The organism is Hoeflea phototrophica DFL-43 (assembly GCF_000154705.2).
GTDB classification, from domain to species: domain Bacteria; phylum Pseudomonadota; class Alphaproteobacteria; order Rhizobiales; family Rhizobiaceae; genus Hoeflea; species Hoeflea phototrophica.
The window spans coordinates 4,158,380-4,176,496 of sequence record NZ_CM002917.1 but is presented as its reverse complement, the minus strand read 5'-3'; the positions used below and the strand labels follow the sequence as shown (position 1 = coordinate 4,176,496).

The 18,117-nt window shown below is 58.9% G+C and carries 19 protein-coding genes and 1 riboswitch; of the genes, 14 read left to right on the top strand and 5 right to left on the bottom strand.

The genetic code is table 11. The annotated features are described in order from the left end of the window. Positions 1-132: 132 nt before the first annotated feature. The gene (locus tag HPDFL43_RS19770) at positions 133-507 is read right to left on the bottom strand and encodes a hypothetical protein (RefSeq protein WP_040450598.1); all 375 of its coding nucleotides are present in this window, start codon (positions 505-507) and stop codon (positions 133-135) included. Positions 508-769: 262 nt separating this feature from the next. On the opposite strand from HPDFL43_RS19770, the gene HPDFL43_RS19765 reads away from it, so the two are divergent. From HPDFL43_RS19765 to HPDFL43_RS19745, 5 genes are all read left to right on the top strand, one after another. Next, a complete protein-coding gene (locus HPDFL43_RS19765) occupies positions 770-1,612 on the top strand; it encodes an AAA family ATPase (protein WP_007199190.1) in 843 nt (280 codons plus the stop codon). Further along, positions 1,609-2,016 (top strand): hypothetical protein, encoded by a 408-nt coding sequence (locus HPDFL43_RS19760; protein ID WP_007199189.1) that lies wholly within the window; start codon positions 1,609-1,611, stop codon positions 2,014-2,016. The genes HPDFL43_RS19765 and HPDFL43_RS19760 overlap by 4 nt, the downstream gene beginning before the upstream one ends. Before the next feature lie 36 nt (positions 2,017-2,052). Then, a riboswitch (SAM riboswitch) is annotated at positions 2,053-2,130 on the top strand. Between the two features lie 58 nt (positions 2,131-2,188). After that, the gene (locus HPDFL43_RS19755) at positions 2,189-3,127 is read left to right on the top strand and encodes a homoserine O-succinyltransferase (RefSeq protein WP_007199188.1); all 939 of its coding nucleotides are present in this window, start codon (positions 2,189-2,191) and stop codon (positions 3,125-3,127) included. Between the two features lies 1 nt (position 3,128). Beyond that, positions 3,129-3,596, top strand: a complete 468-nt coding sequence (locus HPDFL43_RS19750) for a GNAT family N-acetyltransferase (RefSeq protein ID WP_007199187.1) — start codon at positions 3,129-3,131, stop codon at positions 3,594-3,596. 140 nt (positions 3,597-3,736) lie between these two features. After that, positions 3,737-4,921, top strand: a complete 1,185-nt coding sequence (locus HPDFL43_RS19745; protein WP_007199186.1) for a vWA domain-containing protein — start codon at positions 3,737-3,739, stop codon at positions 4,919-4,921. Between the two features lie 90 nt (positions 4,922-5,011). Here HPDFL43_RS19745 and HPDFL43_RS19740 read toward each other — a convergent pair whose 3' ends face one another. After that, on the bottom strand, positions 5,012-5,506 hold the full coding sequence (locus HPDFL43_RS19740; protein ID WP_007199185.1) for a hoefavidin: 495 nt from the start codon (positions 5,504-5,506) through the stop codon (positions 5,012-5,014). 218 nt (positions 5,507-5,724) lie between these two features. On the opposite strand from HPDFL43_RS19740, the gene HPDFL43_RS19735 reads away from it, so the two are divergent. The 4 genes from HPDFL43_RS19735 (at position 5,725) to HPDFL43_RS19720 (ending at position 9,951) form a co-directional block, all read left to right on the top strand. Further along, a complete protein-coding gene (locus HPDFL43_RS19735; RefSeq protein WP_040450595.1) occupies positions 5,725-6,735 on the top strand; it encodes an aldose epimerase family protein in 1,011 nt (336 codons plus the stop codon). A gap of 118 nt (positions 6,736-6,853) precedes the next feature. Continuing rightward, complete coding sequence (locus HPDFL43_RS19730) at positions 6,854-7,441, top strand: TRAP transporter small permease (protein WP_040449384.1); 588 nt, start codon at positions 6,854-6,856, stop codon at positions 7,439-7,441. Positions 7,442-7,444: 3 nt separating this feature from the next. Next, the gene (locus HPDFL43_RS19725; protein WP_007199182.1) at positions 7,445-8,734 is read left to right on the top strand and encodes a TRAP transporter large permease; all 1,290 of its coding nucleotides are present in this window, start codon (positions 7,445-7,447) and stop codon (positions 8,732-8,734) included. Between the two features lie 140 nt (positions 8,735-8,874). Beyond that, positions 8,875-9,951, top strand: a complete 1,077-nt coding sequence (locus HPDFL43_RS19720) for a TRAP transporter substrate-binding protein DctP (RefSeq protein ID WP_040450594.1) — start codon at positions 8,875-8,877, stop codon at positions 9,949-9,951. Between the two features lie 70 nt (positions 9,952-10,021). Here the strand turns inward: HPDFL43_RS19720 and HPDFL43_RS19715 are convergent, their stop codons facing one another. Continuing rightward, complete coding sequence (locus HPDFL43_RS19715; RefSeq protein ID WP_007199179.1) at positions 10,022-10,534, bottom strand: tetratricopeptide repeat protein; 513 nt, start codon at positions 10,532-10,534, stop codon at positions 10,022-10,024. Between the two features lie 120 nt (positions 10,535-10,654). Here HPDFL43_RS19715 and HPDFL43_RS19710 point away from each other — a divergent pair, with 120 nt between their 5' ends. The 3 genes from HPDFL43_RS19710 to HPDFL43_RS19700 all read left to right on the top strand — a co-directional run bounded on the left by HPDFL43_RS19710 (position 10,655) and on the right by HPDFL43_RS19700 (position 14,097). Further along, positions 10,655-12,016 (top strand): cytochrome-c peroxidase, encoded by a 1,362-nt coding sequence (locus HPDFL43_RS19710; protein WP_007199178.1) that lies wholly within the window; start codon positions 10,655-10,657, stop codon positions 12,014-12,016. A gap of 150 nt (positions 12,017-12,166) precedes the next feature. Next, positions 12,167-13,072, top strand: a complete 906-nt coding sequence (locus HPDFL43_RS19705; protein WP_007199177.1) for a PfkB family carbohydrate kinase — start codon at positions 12,167-12,169, stop codon at positions 13,070-13,072. After that, a complete protein-coding gene (locus tag HPDFL43_RS19700) occupies positions 13,063-14,097 on the top strand; it encodes a tagatose 1,6-diphosphate aldolase (protein ID WP_007199176.1) in 1,035 nt (344 codons plus the stop codon). Before HPDFL43_RS19705 ends, HPDFL43_RS19700 begins: the two co-directional genes overlap by 10 nt. Positions 14,098-14,111: 14 nt before the next feature. Here the strand turns inward: HPDFL43_RS19700 and HPDFL43_RS19695 are convergent, their stop codons facing one another. Continuing rightward, positions 14,112-14,702, bottom strand: coding sequence for a histidine phosphatase family protein (locus tag HPDFL43_RS19695; protein ID WP_007199175.1), 591 nt, complete (start codon positions 14,700-14,702; stop codon positions 14,112-14,114). A gap of 46 nt (positions 14,703-14,748) precedes the next feature. Between HPDFL43_RS19695 and HPDFL43_RS19690 the strand changes: the two genes are divergently transcribed. Both HPDFL43_RS19690 and HPDFL43_RS19685 read left to right on the top strand, forming a co-directional pair. Continuing rightward, positions 14,749-16,137, top strand: a complete 1,389-nt coding sequence (locus HPDFL43_RS19690; RefSeq protein WP_007199174.1) for an L-fucose/L-arabinose isomerase family protein — start codon at positions 14,749-14,751, stop codon at positions 16,135-16,137. Between the two features lie 28 nt (positions 16,138-16,165). Continuing rightward, positions 16,166-17,251, top strand: a complete 1,086-nt coding sequence (locus HPDFL43_RS19685; protein ID WP_007199173.1) for a Gfo/Idh/MocA family protein — start codon at positions 16,166-16,168, stop codon at positions 17,249-17,251. Positions 17,252-17,256: 5 nt separating this feature from the next. On the opposite strand, the gene HPDFL43_RS19680 is transcribed toward HPDFL43_RS19685, so the two are convergent. Beyond that, positions 17,257-18,000: a GntR family transcriptional regulator gene (locus HPDFL43_RS19680; RefSeq protein ID WP_210165610.1), complete on the bottom strand. Its 744-nt coding sequence runs from the start codon at positions 17,998-18,000 to the stop codon at positions 17,257-17,259. Between the last annotated feature and the right edge of the window lie 117 nt (positions 18,001-18,117).

The following is an 18,117-nucleotide window of genomic DNA, read 5'->3' as shown; positions in this document are numbered from 1 at the left end:
AATTGATGCATGTACGCTGTCGCTCAATTGGGTCCAATTGAGCGAGGCATGCGCTAGCGGTGCACGAATGAGAGTTTCACCCGTGCACCTTTTCTTGCATCCGGCCCCATGGCGGGCATGAGGCTTGGCGGCTCAGTTCACCTGGGTCACCGCATCGATGACGAAAGTGTGCAACTCATCTTCGCCATGGTCGCGGATCGAAATATACTCGCCTTGCTTGAAAATGTGGCTTGAGAGCCTGAAGCCGGTTTCATCATCGTCCGCATCGGCGGGATCATAATCAAAGGCCCAACCGCCCTTGGGGTGATGGACCAGATAACCCAGTGCCGAACGCTCGCCATCCCAGAACCGCATCACGGTTGATGATGACGGTGATTTCTCCCAGGCAGCCTTGTCGAGATGACCATCGGCATCGAGTGGCGCGTGAATATCATAGCCACGATGGACATTGCCTTCAGGGAATTCCTTGTTGCGGGCCATAACAAGATGGATGTGGTAGAGCGTCATGTGAGCCTCCGTCAGATGCATGTTGTTTAAGTTGGGACGACCTTGCCCCGCAAAAGGGTGCGGCGCATTGATCTGGCGCAAGGGCCTGGCGCAAGTGCCCGAAAGTGTTTTCGCCTCCTGAACATGGCTTGCGTCCCCGCGTTTGATGTGGTGTTGAAGTAACCAGGGGGATTGAAGCAGAAGATGGCCTGACCAGTTTGATTGTATGGTTGAGGCGCGGAGGCATCGCAATTCCGCCGGATTGGTGGGGCACGGAGAATGTATGCAGTTTGAAGGCACAGAAGCCTATGTGGCCGACAAGGATCTCACGGTTGCGGTCAATGCAGCGATCCGGCTGGAACGGCCGCTTCTGGTCAAGGGCGAACCGGGCACCGGCAAGACCGAGCTGGCCCGCCAGATCGCTCAGAGTCTCGGCCTTGATCTGATCGAATGGTCGGTCAAGTCAACGACCAAGGCGCAACAGGGGCTTTACGAATATGACGCGGTCAGCCGGTTGCGCGACAGCCAGCTCGGAGATGACCGGGTCAATGATGTGGCCAATTACATCCGCCGCGGTAAGCTTTGGGAAGCCTTTGCGGCTGACAAGAAAACGGTTTTGCTGATCGATGAGATCGACAAGGCGGATATCGAGTTTCCCAATGACCTTCTGCAGGAACTCGACCGGATGGAGTTCTTTGTCTATGAGACCGGCGAGACCATTCAGGCCAGACAGCGGCCGATCGTGATCATTACCTCGAACAACGAGAAGGAACTGCCGGACGCGTTTTTGCGGCGCTGCTTCTTCCATTACATCCGGTTTCCGGAAATGGCGACCTTGCAGCGCATTGTCGATGTGCATTACCCGGGCATCAAGCAATCGCTGGTACGCGAGGCGCTGACCCAGTTCTACGCCATCCGCGAGACCGCGGGGCTGAAGAAAAAGCCATCGACCTCAGAGGCGCTGGATTGGATCCGGCTTCTGGTGTCCGATGATGTAGAGCCGGAGACGTTGCGCGGTGACGCAAAGAATGCGTTGCCCAAGCTGCATGGCGCGCTGCTCAAGAACGAGCAGGATGTGCATCTCTTCGAGCGGCTAGCCTTCTTGGCGCGGCAGCGCGGGGGATGATCGGCCTTGAAAATGCCGGATCTGGCTTGCGCAGGCAGTATCACTTCCGGCCCAGTCCGAACGGGTTTTACGCCTGGGATGTCAGCCGGCTGATCCGGCTTTCCAAAGGGTCTCCCGTTGTGGAGGTTCCGCTGAGCGAAATTGCCGAGCTTGATGAATTGTGGTGGTTTCAAACTGCTGATGACCGGCCGACGCCACGGTCCCTGGCACAGCATTTCGATCTGACCGAAAATGCTGATCCGAGCTTTCCGATCATACTCTGTCCGCATGGGCGTGTGATGGATGGCATGCACCGCATTGTCAAAGCACTGGTGTCCGGTGCGGATACAATTGACGCAGTTCGTCTGCGGGAGATGCCGCCGCCTGATTACACCGATGTTCAGCCGGCTGACCTTTCCTATTGATGTAAACAGCGTTGACCTGAATAAAGGTGGGGCCTATTCTGATCTTGTGGTGATTTGGCCGGCCGGCTTGCAGCCACGTTAAACAACTCGCTAAAGGGCCGAGGGGGATTCCCCAACGGACCGGCAGCGTGTATTCGCGGGCCGGTTTTTTGTTGTTGGAGGTCCGTGCGTCATGCCGATCCGTATTCCTGATGGTCTTCCCGCCCGTGATGTGCTGGTCAAGGAAGGCGTGCAGATCATGGATGAATCCATTGCTGTGCGGCAGGATATCCGTCCCCTGCATATCGGCTTGTTGAACCTTATGCCCAACAAGATCGCCACCGAGACGCAGATCGCCCGGCTGGTCGGTGCGTCGCCGCTGCAGGTGGAGCTGACGCTGGTGCGCATCGGCTCGCATGCGGCCAAGAATACGTCTGAAGAGCATCTGATCAATTTCTACCACACCTGGGACGAGGTGAAGGACCGGAAGTTCGATGGTTTCATCATCACCGGCGCGCCGATCGAGACGCTGCCTTTCGAGGATGTGACCTACTGGGATGAGCTCGAGCAGATCCTCGACTGGACCACGACCCATGTGCATTCGAGCTTCTTTGTATGTTGGGGTGCGATGGCAGCGGCGTGGCATTTTCACCGCGTGCCCAAGCGGCAACTCGACGAAAAGGCGTTTGGTGTCTACCGACACCGCAATCTCAACCCGGCCTCCCCCTATCTGATGGGGTTTTCGGATGATTTTCAGGTCTCTGTGTCGCGCTGGACCGAGGTGCGCCGCGAGGATCTGACACCGGATTTCGACGTGCTGATGGAAAGCAGCCAAACCGGGTTGTGCCTGCTGCACGAAGCGTTTGGCAACCGGCTCTATATCTTCAATCACATCGAGTATGATTCTGGCACGCTGGCCGAGGAATACTTCCGTGACGTCCAGGCCGGAAAGCCGATCGCGCCGCCGAAGAACTATTTTCCGGACGACGATCCGGAGCGGGCGCCGCTCAACCGCTGGCGCAGCCATGCATTTCTCTTGTTCGGCAACTGGATCAATCAGGTCTACCAGACGACGCCGTTCAACATGGCAGATATCGGTCACGACCGAGCGATGGCCGAGGCTGGAGAGTAGGATGGGCGGGTCAAAAGTGGAGATCCGGCCGATTGCCGCGTCTGACAGGGATCATTGGCGCAAGCTTTGGACCGGCTATCTTGAGTTCTACGAATCGAGCGTTCCCGAAGAGGTGTATGAGACCACATTCGGGCGCATTCTCGGGGAGCATGTTGAGGGTGAGAACTCGTTTTATGAGCCACGCGGGCTGCTGGCGCTTGTGGATGGCGAACCGGTGGGGCTGGTGCATTACTTCTACCACCGCCATTGCTGGAGGCTGGAACATGTCTGCTATCTGCAGGATCTCTACGCCGCGCCTGAGGCGCGTGGAACAGGTGTTGGCCGGGCGTTGATCGAGGCTGTTTATGCCGCCGCGGACAGGGATGGCTGCCCGAACGTCTACTGGATGACGCAGGAATTCAATACAACCGCGCGCAAGCTCTATGACCGGATCGCGACATTGACGCCGTTTGTCAAATACAGCCGGTAAGCCCGCCTGGAGGACCTGACACGCGCAGTGCGGCATTGGCTTTGCTGTCAGCCGCCCCGGCGATCGGGGGCAATCGAAACAGCGATTTGAAATCATGATCGCTATGGAAAGCAGGCCGCGTTGCCGTTAAGATCGCATCCATGTTCCTGCCATTCTTTCTAGAGCTCAAAGCTGCCAAAGTGCCGGTCTCGCTGCGCGAGTACCTGACCTTGATGGAGGGGTTGGATGCGGGGCTGGCCCTCTATGATGTGGAGGGATTCTACTATCTTGCCCGTGCTGCGCTGGTGAAGGATGAACGCCATATCGATCGCTTCGACCGTGTGTTCTCGCATTACTTCCGCGGCGTTGAGGCTGTTGGAGGTGCCGTGGCCACCAATGTTCGCAATCTTCCGGAGGAATGGTTGCGGCGCATGGCGGAGAAACACCTCAACGAGGATGAGAAAAAGCTGATCGAGAGCCTGGGCGGTTTTGACAAGCTGATGGAGACGCTCAAGCAACGGCTTGAGGAGCAGCAAAAGCGGCATCAGGGCGGATCGAAATGGGTCGGCACGGCAGGCACCTCCCCCTTTGGCGCCCACGGTTACAATCCCGAGGGCGTTCGCATCGGACAGGAAGAGAGCCGTCACCGCCGTGCGGTCAAGGTCTGGGACAAGCGCGAGTTCAAGAACCTTGATGATACGGTGGAGCTTGGCACCCGCAACATCAAGGTGGCGCTGAGAAGGTTGAGGCGCTGGGTCCGAGAGGGCGCCGCCGAGGAGTTCGATCTGCATGGCACAATCCAGGCGACAGCCGAACACGGCTGGCTGGACGTCAAGACCCGGCCGGAACGGCGCAATGCCGTCAAGCTGTTGATGTTCTTTGATATCGGCGGGTCAATGGATGATCACATCCGGGTTGTCGAGGAGCTGTTCTCCGCGGCGCGCGCCGAGTTTCGTCACATGGAGTATTTCTACTTCCACAATTGCCTCTATGAGGGAGTCTGGCGCGATAATCAGCGGCGCCGGCAGGATGTGATGCCGACCGAAGAGCTGCTGCGAACCTACGGGTCTGACTATCGGGTGATTTTTGTCGGTGATGCTGCGATGAGCCCCTATGAAATCATTGCGCCGGGCGGATCTGTGGAACACTGGAATGAGGAGCCTGGCCAGGTTTGGCTCACGCGGATGCTCAACCATTTCCACAAGGTCGCCTGGCTCAACCCGGCGCCGGAAGCGCATTGGCCCTACACCCATTCGACGGAGCTGATCCGGCAATTGTTTGCGGACCGGATGTTTCCGATGACGCTGTCCGGTCTGGAAGCGGCGACGCGGCAGTTGACGCGGTAGACAAGCCGACAGGAACCCGCCGGATGGCGAGCTCCTGCCGCGGATCCGTTTTTCACTTCGGTTTGCCTGCACTACAGACCATATGGTGCTTTATTCGGTCAGCAAGCTCTCAGAGACGGTCGCTACTGATTGCATGAAGTCGTCTTGGCCCTGCTGGATTGCGGGAGTGCTGCCGCTGTAAAAGGCCAGGTTCCAATCGGTTTTCAGCACGGCTTGGGATCCTGAAAAGTCGAAATAACCAGTCCACCCGGTTGCCGACTGGCAGTTTGCTGATGCGTTTGACCAGACCACCGAGAACGAGATTATCTGGTTGCCCGAGTAGTAGGCTCCCGACAGGGGGTAGGGTGTGCCCTTGCAGCCTGTCCCCTGGGCGTTGTTGATGTAGTTTCCGGAAACCTCGTAGGTTTGAGGTTGTGTGGGCGAGGGCGTGAACACAAACTGAGCAACAGAGCCGGACTGGTTGACCCAGTTGGATGCTCCGGCGAGGAGCTTCATATCCGGAGACATCGCGTGATCGTCAGCGAATGCCGTTTGGGCGAAGCCCGCGACAGTAATTGTGAGAACAATGGCGAGAACTTTATTCATGTCAACTCTCCCTTTGATTGCATTATGGAGTGTATTTGCAATCAAGAGGGGTTTGCAATCAAAAAGTGTTTTCTCCGCGTCCGGTGCTTTAAGCTGTTTTGATCCATAGCGGCGTTGGGCGTGCTCTTGCCCGTATCTCGCTTCAGGCCTTGCGCCTGGAGAAAAATCAGGCCATCCCAATGCCTGGAACGGATCAAACAAGACTTGGAAATGCCGGTATGATCGAGATTTTCGGACACACTGCAAACGGAGAGGCGGTCCGCCGCATCACACTTCAGGGTGGTGGGCTGACGGCGAAAGTCATGACCTGGGGTGCGGCGCTGCAGGATCTGAGGCTTGAAAACCATTTGCCGCCTCTGACGCTGGGATTTCCTGATTTTGAGAGCTATCCGGCGCATTCGCCCTATTTCGGGCAGACCCCCGGCCGCCACGCCAACCGGATCGCCAAAGGGCGTTTTTCTCTCGATGGCATCGATTACCAGCTTGAATTGAACGAACGTGGGGTGACGCATCTGCATGGCGGCAGTGCGGGCACGGGCAAGCGGGTATGGACGATTGATCAGCACGGAGAAAATTTTGCCGTCTTCTCGATCGTCGATCCAGATGGCCAGTCCGGCTATCCCGGAACCATGAAGATCGAGGCCCGCTACGAACTGAGGCCCGGTGGTTGCCTGGCGATTACCTACACAAGCGTCACCGACCGCCCGACGCTCGCCAATATTGCGCATCACAGCTATTTCAATCTTGATGGCAGCGACGATATTCTTGATCACGAGTTGATGATGGCAGCCTACCATTACCTGCCGGTTGACGAAGACCAGATCCCGACCGGCGAGATCGCCACCGTCGCGGGAACGGACTTTGATTTCCGGGAGATGCGGCCTGTGAGGCGTGTGGATGCTGAAGGGCAACAGGTTGCCTATGACCACAATTTTTGCTTGTCGCGCGAGCGAGGTCCGGTGCGAACCGTGGCGCTGGCGCGGTCATTGCGCTCCGGTGTGGCGATGGAGCTGCGGACTGGTGAGGCGGGCGTGCAGTTTTACACAGGTTTCAAGATTTCGCCTTCAGTTCCAGGTCTTTCCGGCAAGACCTATGGCGCGCATGCCGGCTTTTGCCTTGAGACCCAAAGCTGGCCCGACAGTCCCAACCATGAAGGCTTTGCCGGTGCGGTCCTGCGGCCCGGCGAGAAACTGGTGCAACATACCGAGCATGTCTTTATCCGCGATTGAGCCTGCCAGGTGTGAAGCTGGGGCTCTTGACAGACGTTACGAAATAGAAGCCCATAGGCAGGTCTTATATAAGACTCTTGAATGCACTGTGGTTGCCGGCTCGGGGAGGACCTAAACCATGGCAGTGATTTTGGGGATATTGGGGCCGCTTGTGCGGCTCAATACTATGCTCTTGCGGATTGGCCGGACCATTGCCTGGGTTGCGATGGCGCTGATGGTGCTGATCATCATGCTGCAGGTGTTTTTCCGTTACGTTCTGGGCAGCGCACTGGCATGGCCTGATGAGGGGGCGCGGTTCCTGATGCTGTGGATGGTGGCGGTGATCGCGCCGACCGCCTATCGCTGGGGCGGATTCGTGTCCATCGACATGGTGAAGGATCTGCTGCCATTGCGGCTGGGAGCGATTCTTGGCCTGTTGCTGCTGCTGGTGTCTCTCGTTGTGCTGGTCTTCGGCTTCCGGCTTGGCCTCAACCATGTCAATTCCGGCTGGCTGTTCAATTCCAGCTCGCTCAAGCTGCCGCTGGAGTTCCTGGGCCTTGGGTTGGTGCGGATAAAGCTTGCCTGGATGTACATGTCATTGCCGCTTGGATTGTTTCTGATGATCCTGGTCAACCTCGAACTGTGTTTTAAGTCGATTGCGCATCTGATCGATCCCAAGGCGGACCTGCCCGAGGATCATGATCGTGTGATTGTGGCGGTGGAGTAGGTCATGCTGTTTTTCTTCCTTCCGCTGTTCCTGGTTTTCCTGATGATCGGCCTGCCGGTGTTCTTCGGCATGTTGGCAGCCCCAGGGTTTCTGCTCTGGCTCAATGGTCAGGAGCGCGATATCGCGCTGCTCTACCGCAACGTCTATACGGGCATGGATTCCTTTCCGCTGATGGCGATCCCGTTTTTCATGCTGGCTGGCGAGTTGATGAACCGCGGTGGCATCACCATGCGGATCGTGGAATTCAGCCAGGCGATGATCGGCCACCTCAAGGGCGGGCTTGCGCATGTGAACATTCTTTCTTCGATGCTGTTTGCCGGGCTTTCGGGATCGGCGGTGGCGGATGTGTCGGCGCTTGGGTCGATGCTGATCCCGGCCATGGAAAAGAACGGTTACACGCGGAAATTCGCGGCTGCGGTAACAGCGGCTTCATCGGTGATCGGACCGATCATTCCGCCTTCGGGGATCATGATCATCTATGCCTATGTCATGGGTGAATCGGTCGCGGCACTGTTTTTAGCCGGTATCGTGCCTGGAGTGATGATCGGGCTTTCGCTGATGATGGTGGTGGGCTTCCTGGCCAAGCGCAATGATTTTCCCGCAGCCTCGCGGCGCGCCACCTGGCCGGAAAAGGGGCAGGCGAGCCTGAAGGCGTTCTTCCCGCTGCTGACTCCCGTGATCATTCTGGGCGGAATCCTCGGCGGAATCTTCACCCCGACCGAGGCCTCTGCCGTGGCTGCAGTGTATGCCTTTATCGTGGCGCTGTTCATCCTCAAGACCATGGGCTGGTCGGATCTGCCGAAGGTGCTGACCAAGGCTGCAATGACCACATCGGTGGTGTTGCTGTTGGTGGGGGCCGCGATGGCCTTCAAGACGGTTGTCAGCCTGTCGCATACGCCTGAGATCCTGGCCAATTTCATTCTGGGCCTTTCGGACAATCCCTACATCCTGCTCTTCCTGATCAATGTGCTTTTGTTCATTGTGGGCATGTTTCTCGATGCGGGACCGGCGATCATTATTCTTGGGCCGATCCTGGGGCCGATCTTTACCGATCTTGGCGTTCATCCGGTGCATTTCGCAATCATCATGAGCGTCAATCTGACCGTGGGGCTGGCGACGCCGCCGATGGGACTGGTGCTGTTTGTCACCTCGAGTGTCTCGGGGGAACGGGTGGAAACCATCGCCAAGGCGATTCTGCCGTTTCTGGCGGTGCAGGTGGTGGCGATTTTCCTGATCACCTTCGTGCCGCAAATTTCATTGTTCATGCCGCAGTTGTTTGGCTTTGCAAAGTGAGGACAGTTTGCATCCTGTCATGGGATGGACATGAAACCACTGCAGCTTGGGCTCATGCTTGACAAGCAAACGAGGCTCGTCAATCTTATGTCTTATATAAGACTTGAGGGAAACAAGGACTAATGGGAGGAACATTTATGATCTTGAAGAACACACTCAAAACACTGAGCGCGGCGGCACTCGGCCTGTCGGTGCTGGCCGGTGGCATGATCACTGCTGCGCAGGCCGCGGACATCACGCTGCGCGCCACCGCCAACTCCAATGAAAACGACGAGGACTATGACGGCCTTGTGGTCTTCAAGGACTATGTCGAGAAGGCCTCGAACGGCGCGATTGCGGTCGAATTGTTCATCGGTACCCAGCTTTGCTCGAATGGCGCGGAATGCCTCCAAGGCATCGCCGATGGTTCGATCGACATCTACATTTCGACCTCGGGCGGCGCATCGGGGATTTTCCCCTACGTGCAGGTGCTCGATCTTCCCTATCTTCTGCGGGATGACCGGATCGCTGAAGCCGTGCTGACCGAAGGCACGTTCACCCGCGCGCTGCGTGAGCAGATGCTGGCTGACTCGGGCGGCATGATTCGCCTGATGACCATCGGCAACACCGGTGGTTGGCGCAACTTCGCCAACACCGAGCGGGAAATCCGTTCGCCGGCCGATATGGACGGGCTGAAGATCCGCACCGTGGTTGCCGATCTGCCGCAGGAGCTGGTGCGTTCGATGGGAGCTTCGCCGACCCCGATTCCGTGGCCTGAATTGTTCACCTCGTTCCAGACCGGCGTGGTCGAAGGCACCCAAAACGGCATCACGGACATCATGGGGATGAAGTTCCCGGATGCAGGCCTGAAATATCTCACGCTGGACGGCCATTCCTACATGGGTGCGCTCTGGTACATGAACAATGATCGCTTCATGGGGCTGGATGAAAACCTGCGCCGCGTTGTGGTTGATGGCTTCGCCGCCTTGCAGCAGGCCACGTTCGCCTCTCCAAAGCGCAAGTCGATCGCTGCCTACAGCGAGTTCGCGGAGATCGGCGGGACCGTCTATGTGCCGACGATGGAAGAGAAGGCGCAGTTCAAGGAAGCCGCAACACCGGTGTTTGAATGGTTCAAGACCAATGTTCAGGGCGGTGCAACCTTCTATGACCTGCTGGTCGCGGAAGCCGCGAAGGCGTCGGAAACCATCGATGGTGGCGCCATGATGGACATCAAGTAAGCGTCCATTGATGAGCGCCGGAACCACAGACCGCCTGGAGCAATCCGGGCGGTTTTTTGTTGATGAGCAATCAGCGGAACGGATACATCCAGGGCCGGTAGTCGTTGATCAGGACCTGGGCGCGACGGATCTGGTCCGGCGTCATTTTCTTCGCCACTTCCTCGATGGAAATCGCCGCATCCGGATCGCCTCCGATGGTCGAAAGTCCATACCAAAGGTAGGCGCGGACAAGATCGACGGCAGTGCCGCGCCCCACTTCGAAATACCATCCGATGCCTGATTGCGCACCTGGATGGCCTTTCATCGAGGCGCGCAGATACCACTCAAAGGCCCGCTCATCGTCACGTTCGACGCCGAGGCCCATGGCATACATCACACCGATCAGCTCTTCAGCATCGGCATTGCCCGATCGCGCCGCAGGAAGGAACTCGGCCATTGCCTCTTCGAAGCGGCTCTCTTCCATCAGGATGCGGCCCCTCTCGATTTCCGCGCGGGCCGGAAGTGCCGTCGTCATCACCAGGCTCAAGGTGATCAGGCCCAAGGCGCGGAGGCCCATTTTCGTGTTTGCAAGCGCTGAAGTCATTTGCCATTCTTTCTCGCGAGGTGGAGCGGAGCGACAATAATGGCTCGCCGGGGACGGTGGCAAGGAGGAGGCTGACGGGTGTCTTTGAGGCATCGCGTTTGCGCAGGTTGAGGAGGTGGAATGAACAGCTGGTCACGACGGTTCGGCCAAGGGGCTCTGGCCATTTGCGGCGTTGTGTTGTTGGCAATCACAGCCGTGCCGACAGCCCTTGCCGATATGGATGGTCGCGCGCTGCCGCCACCGCTCACCAATGCCGATTTTCATGATTTCGATCCCGCACTGGCGGAGATCGGGCGCCTTCTGTTTTACGATCCGATCCTGTCGGGCAACCGCAACATTTCGTGCGGAACCTGCCATCACCATGATCTCGCCACCGGCGACGGGTTGGCCTTGGGCGTGGGTGAAGGCGGTGAAGGGCTGGGCATCAAGCGCACCACAGGCCGCGGCGATGCCCGGATCGAGAAGCGGGTGCCGCGCAACGCGTCGCCGATGTTCAATCTTGGTCTGCGCGAAATCCGGGTGCTGTTTCATGACGGGCGTCTGAGCGTTGATGATATCTTCGGCAACGGGTTCAACTCGCCTGCGGAGGAGTATCTGCCCTCCGGCCTCAAGGGCATCCTCGCGGCGCAGGCTCTGTTTCCGTTGACATCGGAAACCGAGATGGCCGGGAACCCCGAGGAAAACAAGGTGGCCGGTGCCGCCTATGACCGGATCGACCATGTTTGGCCGCTGCTGATGGAGCGGGTGTGGGCGATCCCGGCCTATGTCGACCTTTTTCGACAGGCTGATCCATCGATTGAACGTGCGGGTGATCTGACCATTGCTCATGTCGCCAATGCGCTGGGGGATTTCATCAACAGCGAATGGCGGGTGACGGACAGCGCGTTTGACCGTTATCTGGCTGGTGATCCCACGGCACTTCCTCCCCAGGCGATGTCGGGAATGGAGCTGTTTTATGGCAAGGCAGGGTGCAGCAGTTGTCACGCGGGCCAGATGATGTCGGATCAGGGTTTTCATGCGCTGGCTTTGCCGCATTTCGGCCCGGGCCGCACCAGGGTCTTCGACCCCTATGTGCGTGACGTTGGGCGAATGGCTGAATCCAACCGGCTGGAAGACGCCTACCGGTTTCGCACGCCGATGCTGCGCAATGTGGCGCTGACCGGGCCCTGGGGACACAATGGCGCCTATGCCACGCTTGAGGGCATTGTCCGGCATCATCTTGATCCTGTTGCCGGGTTCGAGAACTGGCAGCCGGACATGGTGCAATTGCCAGCGGATGAGCGCCTGGGTCCGGTGGATTTCATCGCGTTCGAGGATTCCCGCGAGCGGGCGCGGCTCAAGACCAGGATTGATATTGTGCCAGTCGCTCTTGATGATTCGGAGGTGGCTGAGCTGATTGCCTTTCTGCATGCGCTGAGCGGTAACGCCAAAGGGCGGCTTGGCCGGCCCGAAACTGTGCCCAGCGGCTTGCCGGTCGATTGATGGCCCGGAAAGCGTTTGGCCGTTGCCGGATTCGAACTCTGCCGGAAAATTGAGTCTTGTGTCTTATATAAGACTTGATATTCTCACCTTGAACGGCGGGTTCCGCCAGACTGAAACACACTCTCCATCCAGGCTTGGGACTGATGCTGCATGACCAGGATCGTAACTGCCGGCCTCGCTGTGGTTGATTTCGTCTTCTATGTCGACGAGATGCCGCGCCGGGCAGAGAAATACCGGGCGCGTGAGGCCCAAATCACCGGCGGTGGCTGCGCGGCGAATGCCGCTGCGGCGGTTTCCCGGCTTGGCGGCGAAGCGCTCCTGGCCACCCGGCTCGGAGACGACCAGGTGGGCGACATGATCGTGGCCGGGCTTGACGCCGATGGTGTGGATTGTGCGCTGGCGTACCGGTTCGAGGGGTGCCGCTCCTCCTTTTCCTCGGTGCTTGTTGACCAGGGCGGAGAGCGTCAGATTGTCAATTTTCGCGACCATACCCTGCCGATGGATGCGGACTGGCTGATCGCAGCTCTTCCAAATCATTTCGATGCGGCATTGGCTGATACGCGCTGGCCCGAAGGTGCGGCGGCGCTGATGCGCACAGCACGGGAGCGCGGGGTGCCGGGTGTGCTTGACGCAGAAGCGCCGGTCATGGACGCGGAAGAAGCACTGAGGCTGGCGAGCCATCTGGCGTTTTCCGCGCAAGGGCTTCGAGACTGGGCCGGGCATGGCGATCTCGACGCTGCGCTGGACGCGGTGGCGTGTGAGACTCGCGCCTTTGTCTGTGTGACCGACGGTGCAAGGGGCGTGTTCTGGATCCATGGACAAGCATCGGGTTTCGAGCCTGCCTATCAGATAGAGGCCGTGGATACGCTTGGCGCTGGCGATGTCTGGCACGGCGCCTTTGCGCTTGCACTGGGCGAGAAGATGCAGCCGGCTCCGGCGATCCGTTTTGCCAATTCGGCGGCGGCCCTCAAATGCACCAGATCCAATGGCCGTGCCGGATATCCGCGGCGAAGCGAAGCCGAAAATTTCATGAAAGAGGCGATGACATGCAGCTAAGTGCTGGCAAATTGTGGGGCATGCGGCGGATGGCCGATGCGGGTGGCTTGTTCAAGATGACGGCTGTTGACCAACGGCCGCCGATCAAGGGGCCGATCGCCAAGCATCATGGGACTGCCGAGGCACCCTGGGAAGATGTGGCCGGGTTCAAGGCCTTGCTGGTCGAGACTTTGCAGGACCAGTCTTCGGCAATGCTGCTCGATCCGCATTTTGCAATCCCGAAGGGCATTGGCAAGCTGTCACCGACCAAAGGCCTGATCGTCACGCTCGAGGATTCGATCTTTGAGGAAACGGAAGATGGCCGGCTGTCGAGCGAGATCGACGACTGGTCTGTGGCCAAGATCAAGCGGATGGGCGGTGATGCGGTCAAGGTTCTGACCTGGTACCGGCCTGATGCGCCGAAACACATCAATGACAAGCAGAAGGACTTCACCAAGCGCATCGGCGAAGCCTGTGCGCGTTACGACATTCCGTTCCTGTTCGAGTTGCTGGTCTATCCGCTCAAGGATGATGCGCATCAGACCACAGACTATGTCGAGATGACCGGCAAGCGCACAGACCACGTGCTGCAATCGGTGGCGGATTTTGCCCATCCGGATTTCGGCATTGATGTGTTCAAGCTCGAAAGCCCGGTTGCCGCCAAAGACGTTCCCGAGGGTGGGGATGCCAAGGTTCAGGCGGCCTTTGACGAGATGGGCCGGCTGGCAGGGCGGCCCTGGGTGATGTTGTCGGCGGGTGCCGGCAAGGCTGATTTCCGCAACATTCTCGCCCATGCCTACCGTGCCGGGGCCTCGGGCTATCTTGCGGGCCGTGCGATCTGGCTCGAAGCGTTCGGGCACTATCCGGATTGGGACGCCATGCGCAGCGGACTCGAAACCGGGTCCGTTGACTATATGCGTGATCTCAATGCGCTCACGGACCAGGCGGCCACGCGCTGGGACAAGCACCCGGTGTTCGGTCCTGAAGGCGCGCTTTTCGCGCCCGCGGATCAGAGTTTCCGCCACAGCTACAGCGATTTTGGCTGATGCAACGGCGTGCGCTAATCGAGAAGCAGACGGTTGATGACGCGCGGCTTGTCGCCGGGGTTTTCGCCCGGCGCGATGATGATGGCCTCACCTTCACGCGGGGTGGTGCCGGAAATGGCCTTGATGAGCACCGGATGGGTGACCATCAACAGGTTGCCGGCACCGTTGAACTCTTCAACCGCTGTGATCAGCTCAGCCGGGATAAGGCCGGGATCCGCGCCGCCGACAATCGAGTTGAGGTAGGGCTTGGTCTCGACATCCCGGCGTCCGAAAGCGAGTTCGGCGGTTTGCAATGCGCGGCAGAACTCTCCGGCATAGACCGAGTTGATCGAAACAGCGCGCGCGGCAAAGCGCATGCCTATGCGGCGGGATTCCTGAATGCCCCGGTCGCTCAGGCTGTTGCGGTTTTCGCAATCGCCAAGATCCGGCCTCAGCGGTTCGCCACCACCAGGGGTGCGCGAAAATCCAAGCAGGATGGTGTAGCCGCCCTGCGCCAGGCGGGCCCAGGCGGCCTCGGTGGCAGAGCTTTGCGCGGACGGGACAATGACCATAACGGCCACTGCAAGAACAAGGGCCAAGGCCCTGCGTTTGAAGATTGCTGTCATGACCGCAATCTAGTGTTTTTAGCCGGTGATGTAAGGGGGCAGGCCGATGTCATCTGAAACTCTGACAATTGGCGTGCTGCCGCTTGGGCGGCCGACCTTCGATGTCCCCTTTGCCGAAGAGATGCTGTCGGGGATGTGGCGTGACCTCGAGGCCTCTGGCCACACCCTTGTTGGGGCGCCAACTCTTCTGATGGACGCGGCAGCCGCGGAAGCGGCAATGGCCGACATCAAGGTTCAAATGCCTGATCGAATCCTGATTTTGCAGGTCACTTTCACCGACGCGGTGATGACTTGCAGGATTGCGGATAGCTTCGAACAGCCACTGGCGATCTGGGCGGTTCCCGAGCCTCGGCTTGGCGGGCGTCTCCGGCTCAATGCCTTTTGCGGCCTCAATCTTGCCTCGCATGCATTGTCTCTGCGCGGGCGGCTGTTTTCGTGGCGTTATGCCGCACCGGGCGAGGGCCCTCTGGACACGCTGTTCGGCGCAACGCCGATGGTCCATCCAATGCAACCCGCGGAGTCGGATGCTGATCCCGCAGCCGGTACGGCGCTGCTTGACCAACTGAAAAGCAAAAGCATTGCCCGGATTGGCGAGCATCCAGACGGGTTTGACACCTGCGCCTATAAGCCGGACCGGCTTCAGGCATTGACTGGTCTCACTGTGAGGGGGTTCGATCTTTCCGATCTGTTCGACCGGGCCCATGCTGCCCCTTCCAAGGCGGCGGATGAGCTGCGCCAGGCTGCAGATCAAATGGTTTCGGGCCTCGACCAGGTCGATCAGCCGGAACTTGATCGTTCGCTTCGCCTGAAGCTGGCGCTTGACGGCATCAAGGCCGAGGGCGGGTTTGATGCCTTTGCAATCCGTTGCTGGCCCGAAACTTTCACCGAATATGGCGGCGCGGTTTGCGGGCCGGTTGCGATGATGGGCGAGGCGCGCACGCCCTGTGCCTGCGAGGCGGACGTCTATGGTGCTGCGACGCAGTTGCTGCTGCAGGCTGCGAGCGGCGCGCCGGTGTTTCTGGCCGATCTGGTCGATATCGACGTGAGTGACAATTCCGCCGTGGTCTGGCATTGCGGCCAGGCACCCTTGTCCATGGCTGATCCGGATGCTGTCAAAGAGGCGACCATTCACACCAATCGCAAGATGCCGCTGTTGTTTGAGTTTCCCCTGAAGCCCGGCCCGGTGACCTTTGTGCGATTGAGCCAGGCGCAGGGCGTGCAGAGCCTGATCCTGGCGCGGGGCGAGATGCTCAAGCGCGACAAGGCATTCACCGGCACATCAGGCGTTGTACGGTTCGAGCGCCCGGCGCACGAGGTTCTGGCCGGGGTCATCAACAGCGGGCTCGAGCATCACATGGCGCTCGCCTATGGCGATCATGTCGCAGCGCTAGAAAGCTTCGCCGTGGCCGCCGGTCTTCCGGTCATTCATCTATGATCACAGCGTTGAAACTGCGGGCCACCCCATGACAGAGATCAGATACGCCATCATCGGCTCAGGCATGATGGGGCAGGAACATATTCGCAATATCGGACTGATCAACGGTGCGCGGGTGACCGCAGTTTGCGATCCGGATGATGGAATGCGCAATCAGGCGGCGGTACTCGCGGGTCATGGTTGCAAGGCATTCACGACCTATGGGGAGTTGATGGCTGCGGGGCTGTGTGACGCTCTGGTGATCGCAGCTCCCAATCATCTGCATCACCAGGTGCTCCTTGATGTTCTGCCGGCCGATCTTCCGATCCTGGTGGAAAAGCCGTTGTGCACCACGCTGCCTGATTGCGAGGAGATCCTGGCAATGGCGGCGCAGCGGGCAGCGCCGGTCTGGGTGGCGATGGAATATCGCTACATGCCGCCGGTGGAGCGGCTGCTGCAAGCCACGAGTTTGGGCGAGACCGGTCCTGTGCGGATGATTTCTATCCGCGAGCACCGGTTTCCGTTCCTTAAAAAGGTTGGTGACTGGAACCGGTTCAACGAGAAGACCGGAGGGACAATGGTGGAGAAATGCTGCCATTTCTTCGATCTGATGCGGTTGATTGCAAAGGCAGAACCGATCCGGGTCTATGCCTCGGGTGCTGCTGACGTCAATTTTCGCGACGAGCATCATGACGGTCGCACACCCGATATTCTCGACAATGGGTTTGTTATCGTCGACTTCGACAATGGAGTGCGCGGCATGCTCGAATTGTGCATGTTTGCGGAAGGCTCGCAGTGGCAGGAGGCGATTTCGGTGATCGGTGACAGTGCCAAGGCCGAGGCGCTGGTGCCGGGGCCTGCACGGTTTTCGCCCGATGGCGCCGAACGGGCGTCCGAGTTTGTGCTTTCGCCCCGGACCAGCAAAGTCGAACAGCGGGAGACCATCGAGGTCGATCATACAATTCTGGCGGCTGGCGATCATCACGGTTCGACCTTCTTCCAGCACCAGAAGTTCTTTGCCATGGTCCGCGATGGCGGAGTGCCTGAGGTTACACTGGAAGACGGTTTGAAGTCCGTCCGGATCGGCCTTGCTGCCGAGCACTCAGCCAGGACCGGTGAGGTCGTGGTTTTGTAGGGGTATCAGCGCAGATTGACTGCGTAATGGATGTCACGGGAAATGCAGCGTGACCAGCGCAATTCAACCGGCCGCTCCTCGAGATCCTTGGCCACGCGGCTGATCAGAAGCAGAGCTTCGCCTTCGTTGCAGCCAAGCCTCTTGGCATCGCGGGAGCTGGCGGCGATGGCCTTGAGTCGCTCCTCGGCACTGCCGATGGTGATGCCCCAGCGCTCGGAATAGAGCCGGTAGAGATTGTTTGGAATGATGGTCAGATGATCGAAATCGGGAAAGCGGCTCGCGGGCAACGTGATGGTCTCGATCAGGATCGGCTGATCGGAAAGCATGCGAATGCGCTCGATCCGGAACACCTGCTCGCCCTCTGCAAGCCGGAGATTTTCGATTTCCGTGTGTGTTGGCTTGGCGTGTCCTGTGCTTACAACCCGGGAATCTGGAAAACTTGCTGCACCATTGTCCGGCGTCAGGCGGAAGAACTGGAACAGAATCCGGCTCTCTTCCGGTTCTGCGACATAGGTGCCGCGGCCCTGGCGGCGGATAACCAGATTGTCCGCGGTCATGGAATCGAGCGCTTTGCGCACCGTGCCCTGGCTGACACTGAGCTGACGAGCCAGTTCGATCTCGCTCGGGAGCAGCATTCCCGGCATCCATTCGCCACTGACAAGGCGGCGCATCAGCCGTTCGCGAACCTGTGCATAGAGCGGCTTGAAGCCAATCTCTTCGTTCACTTCCGTATCGGCCGGATCAGCCATCTTGGTCCCTTTTTCCATACCCGGTGCCGGTTGACTTTTCCGGATCCCCGTATCTTATATCTTATATAAGACCTGTCCATCGGGCAGAGTGAATTTGCCATTTTTCCACATTGGAGG

Excerpts from the sequence above, each read along its gene's own strand:
- HPDFL43_RS19740 (WP_007199185.1), bottom strand. The coding sequence starts at position 5,506 with ATGAATAAAGTTCTCGCCATTGTTCTCACAATTACTGTCGCGGGCTTC.
- HPDFL43_RS19770 (WP_040450598.1), bottom strand. The coding sequence starts at position 507 with ATGACGCTCTACCACATCCATCTTGTTATGGCCCGCAACAAGGAATTC.
- HPDFL43_RS19710 (WP_007199178.1), top strand. The coding sequence starts at position 10,655 with ATGAACAGCTGGTCACGACGGTTCGGCCAAGGGGCTCTGGCCATTTGC.
- HPDFL43_RS19755 (WP_007199188.1), top strand. The coding sequence starts at position 2,189 with ATGCCGATCCGTATTCCTGATGGTCTTCCCGCCCGTGATGTGCTGGTC.
- HPDFL43_RS19695 (WP_007199175.1), bottom strand. The coding sequence starts at position 14,702 with ATGACAGCAATCTTCAAACGCAGGGCCTTGGCCCTTGTTCTTGCAGTG.
- HPDFL43_RS19700 (WP_007199176.1), top strand. The coding sequence starts at position 13,063 with ATGCAGCTAAGTGCTGGCAAATTGTGGGGCATGCGGCGGATGGCCGAT.
- HPDFL43_RS19760 (WP_007199189.1), top strand. The coding sequence starts at position 1,609 with ATGATCGGCCTTGAAAATGCCGGATCTGGCTTGCGCAGGCAGTATCAC.
- HPDFL43_RS19745 (WP_007199186.1), top strand. The coding sequence starts at position 3,737 with ATGTTCCTGCCATTCTTTCTAGAGCTCAAAGCTGCCAAAGTGCCGGTC.
- HPDFL43_RS19735 (WP_040450595.1), top strand. The coding sequence starts at position 5,725 with ATGATCGAGATTTTCGGACACACTGCAAACGGAGAGGCGGTCCGCCGC.
- HPDFL43_RS19680 (WP_210165610.1), bottom strand. The coding sequence starts at position 18,000 with ATGGCTGATCCGGCCGATACGGAAGTGAACGAAGAGATTGGCTTCAAG.
- HPDFL43_RS19730 (WP_040449384.1), top strand. The coding sequence starts at position 6,854 with ATGGCAGTGATTTTGGGGATATTGGGGCCGCTTGTGCGGCTCAATACT.
- HPDFL43_RS19750 (WP_007199187.1), top strand. The coding sequence starts at position 3,129 with ATGGGCGGGTCAAAAGTGGAGATCCGGCCGATTGCCGCGTCTGACAGG.
- HPDFL43_RS19685 (WP_007199173.1), top strand. The coding sequence starts at position 16,166 with ATGACAGAGATCAGATACGCCATCATCGGCTCAGGCATGATGGGGCAG.
- HPDFL43_RS19725 (WP_007199182.1), top strand. The coding sequence starts at position 7,445 with ATGCTGTTTTTCTTCCTTCCGCTGTTCCTGGTTTTCCTGATGATCGGC.
- HPDFL43_RS19690 (WP_007199174.1), top strand. The coding sequence starts at position 14,749 with ATGTCATCTGAAACTCTGACAATTGGCGTGCTGCCGCTTGGGCGGCCG.
- HPDFL43_RS19705 (WP_007199177.1), top strand. The coding sequence starts at position 12,167 with ATGACCAGGATCGTAACTGCCGGCCTCGCTGTGGTTGATTTCGTCTTC.
- HPDFL43_RS19715 (WP_007199179.1), bottom strand. The coding sequence starts at position 10,534 with ATGACTTCAGCGCTTGCAAACACGAAAATGGGCCTCCGCGCCTTGGGC.
- HPDFL43_RS19765 (WP_007199190.1), top strand. The coding sequence starts at position 770 with ATGCAGTTTGAAGGCACAGAAGCCTATGTGGCCGACAAGGATCTCACG.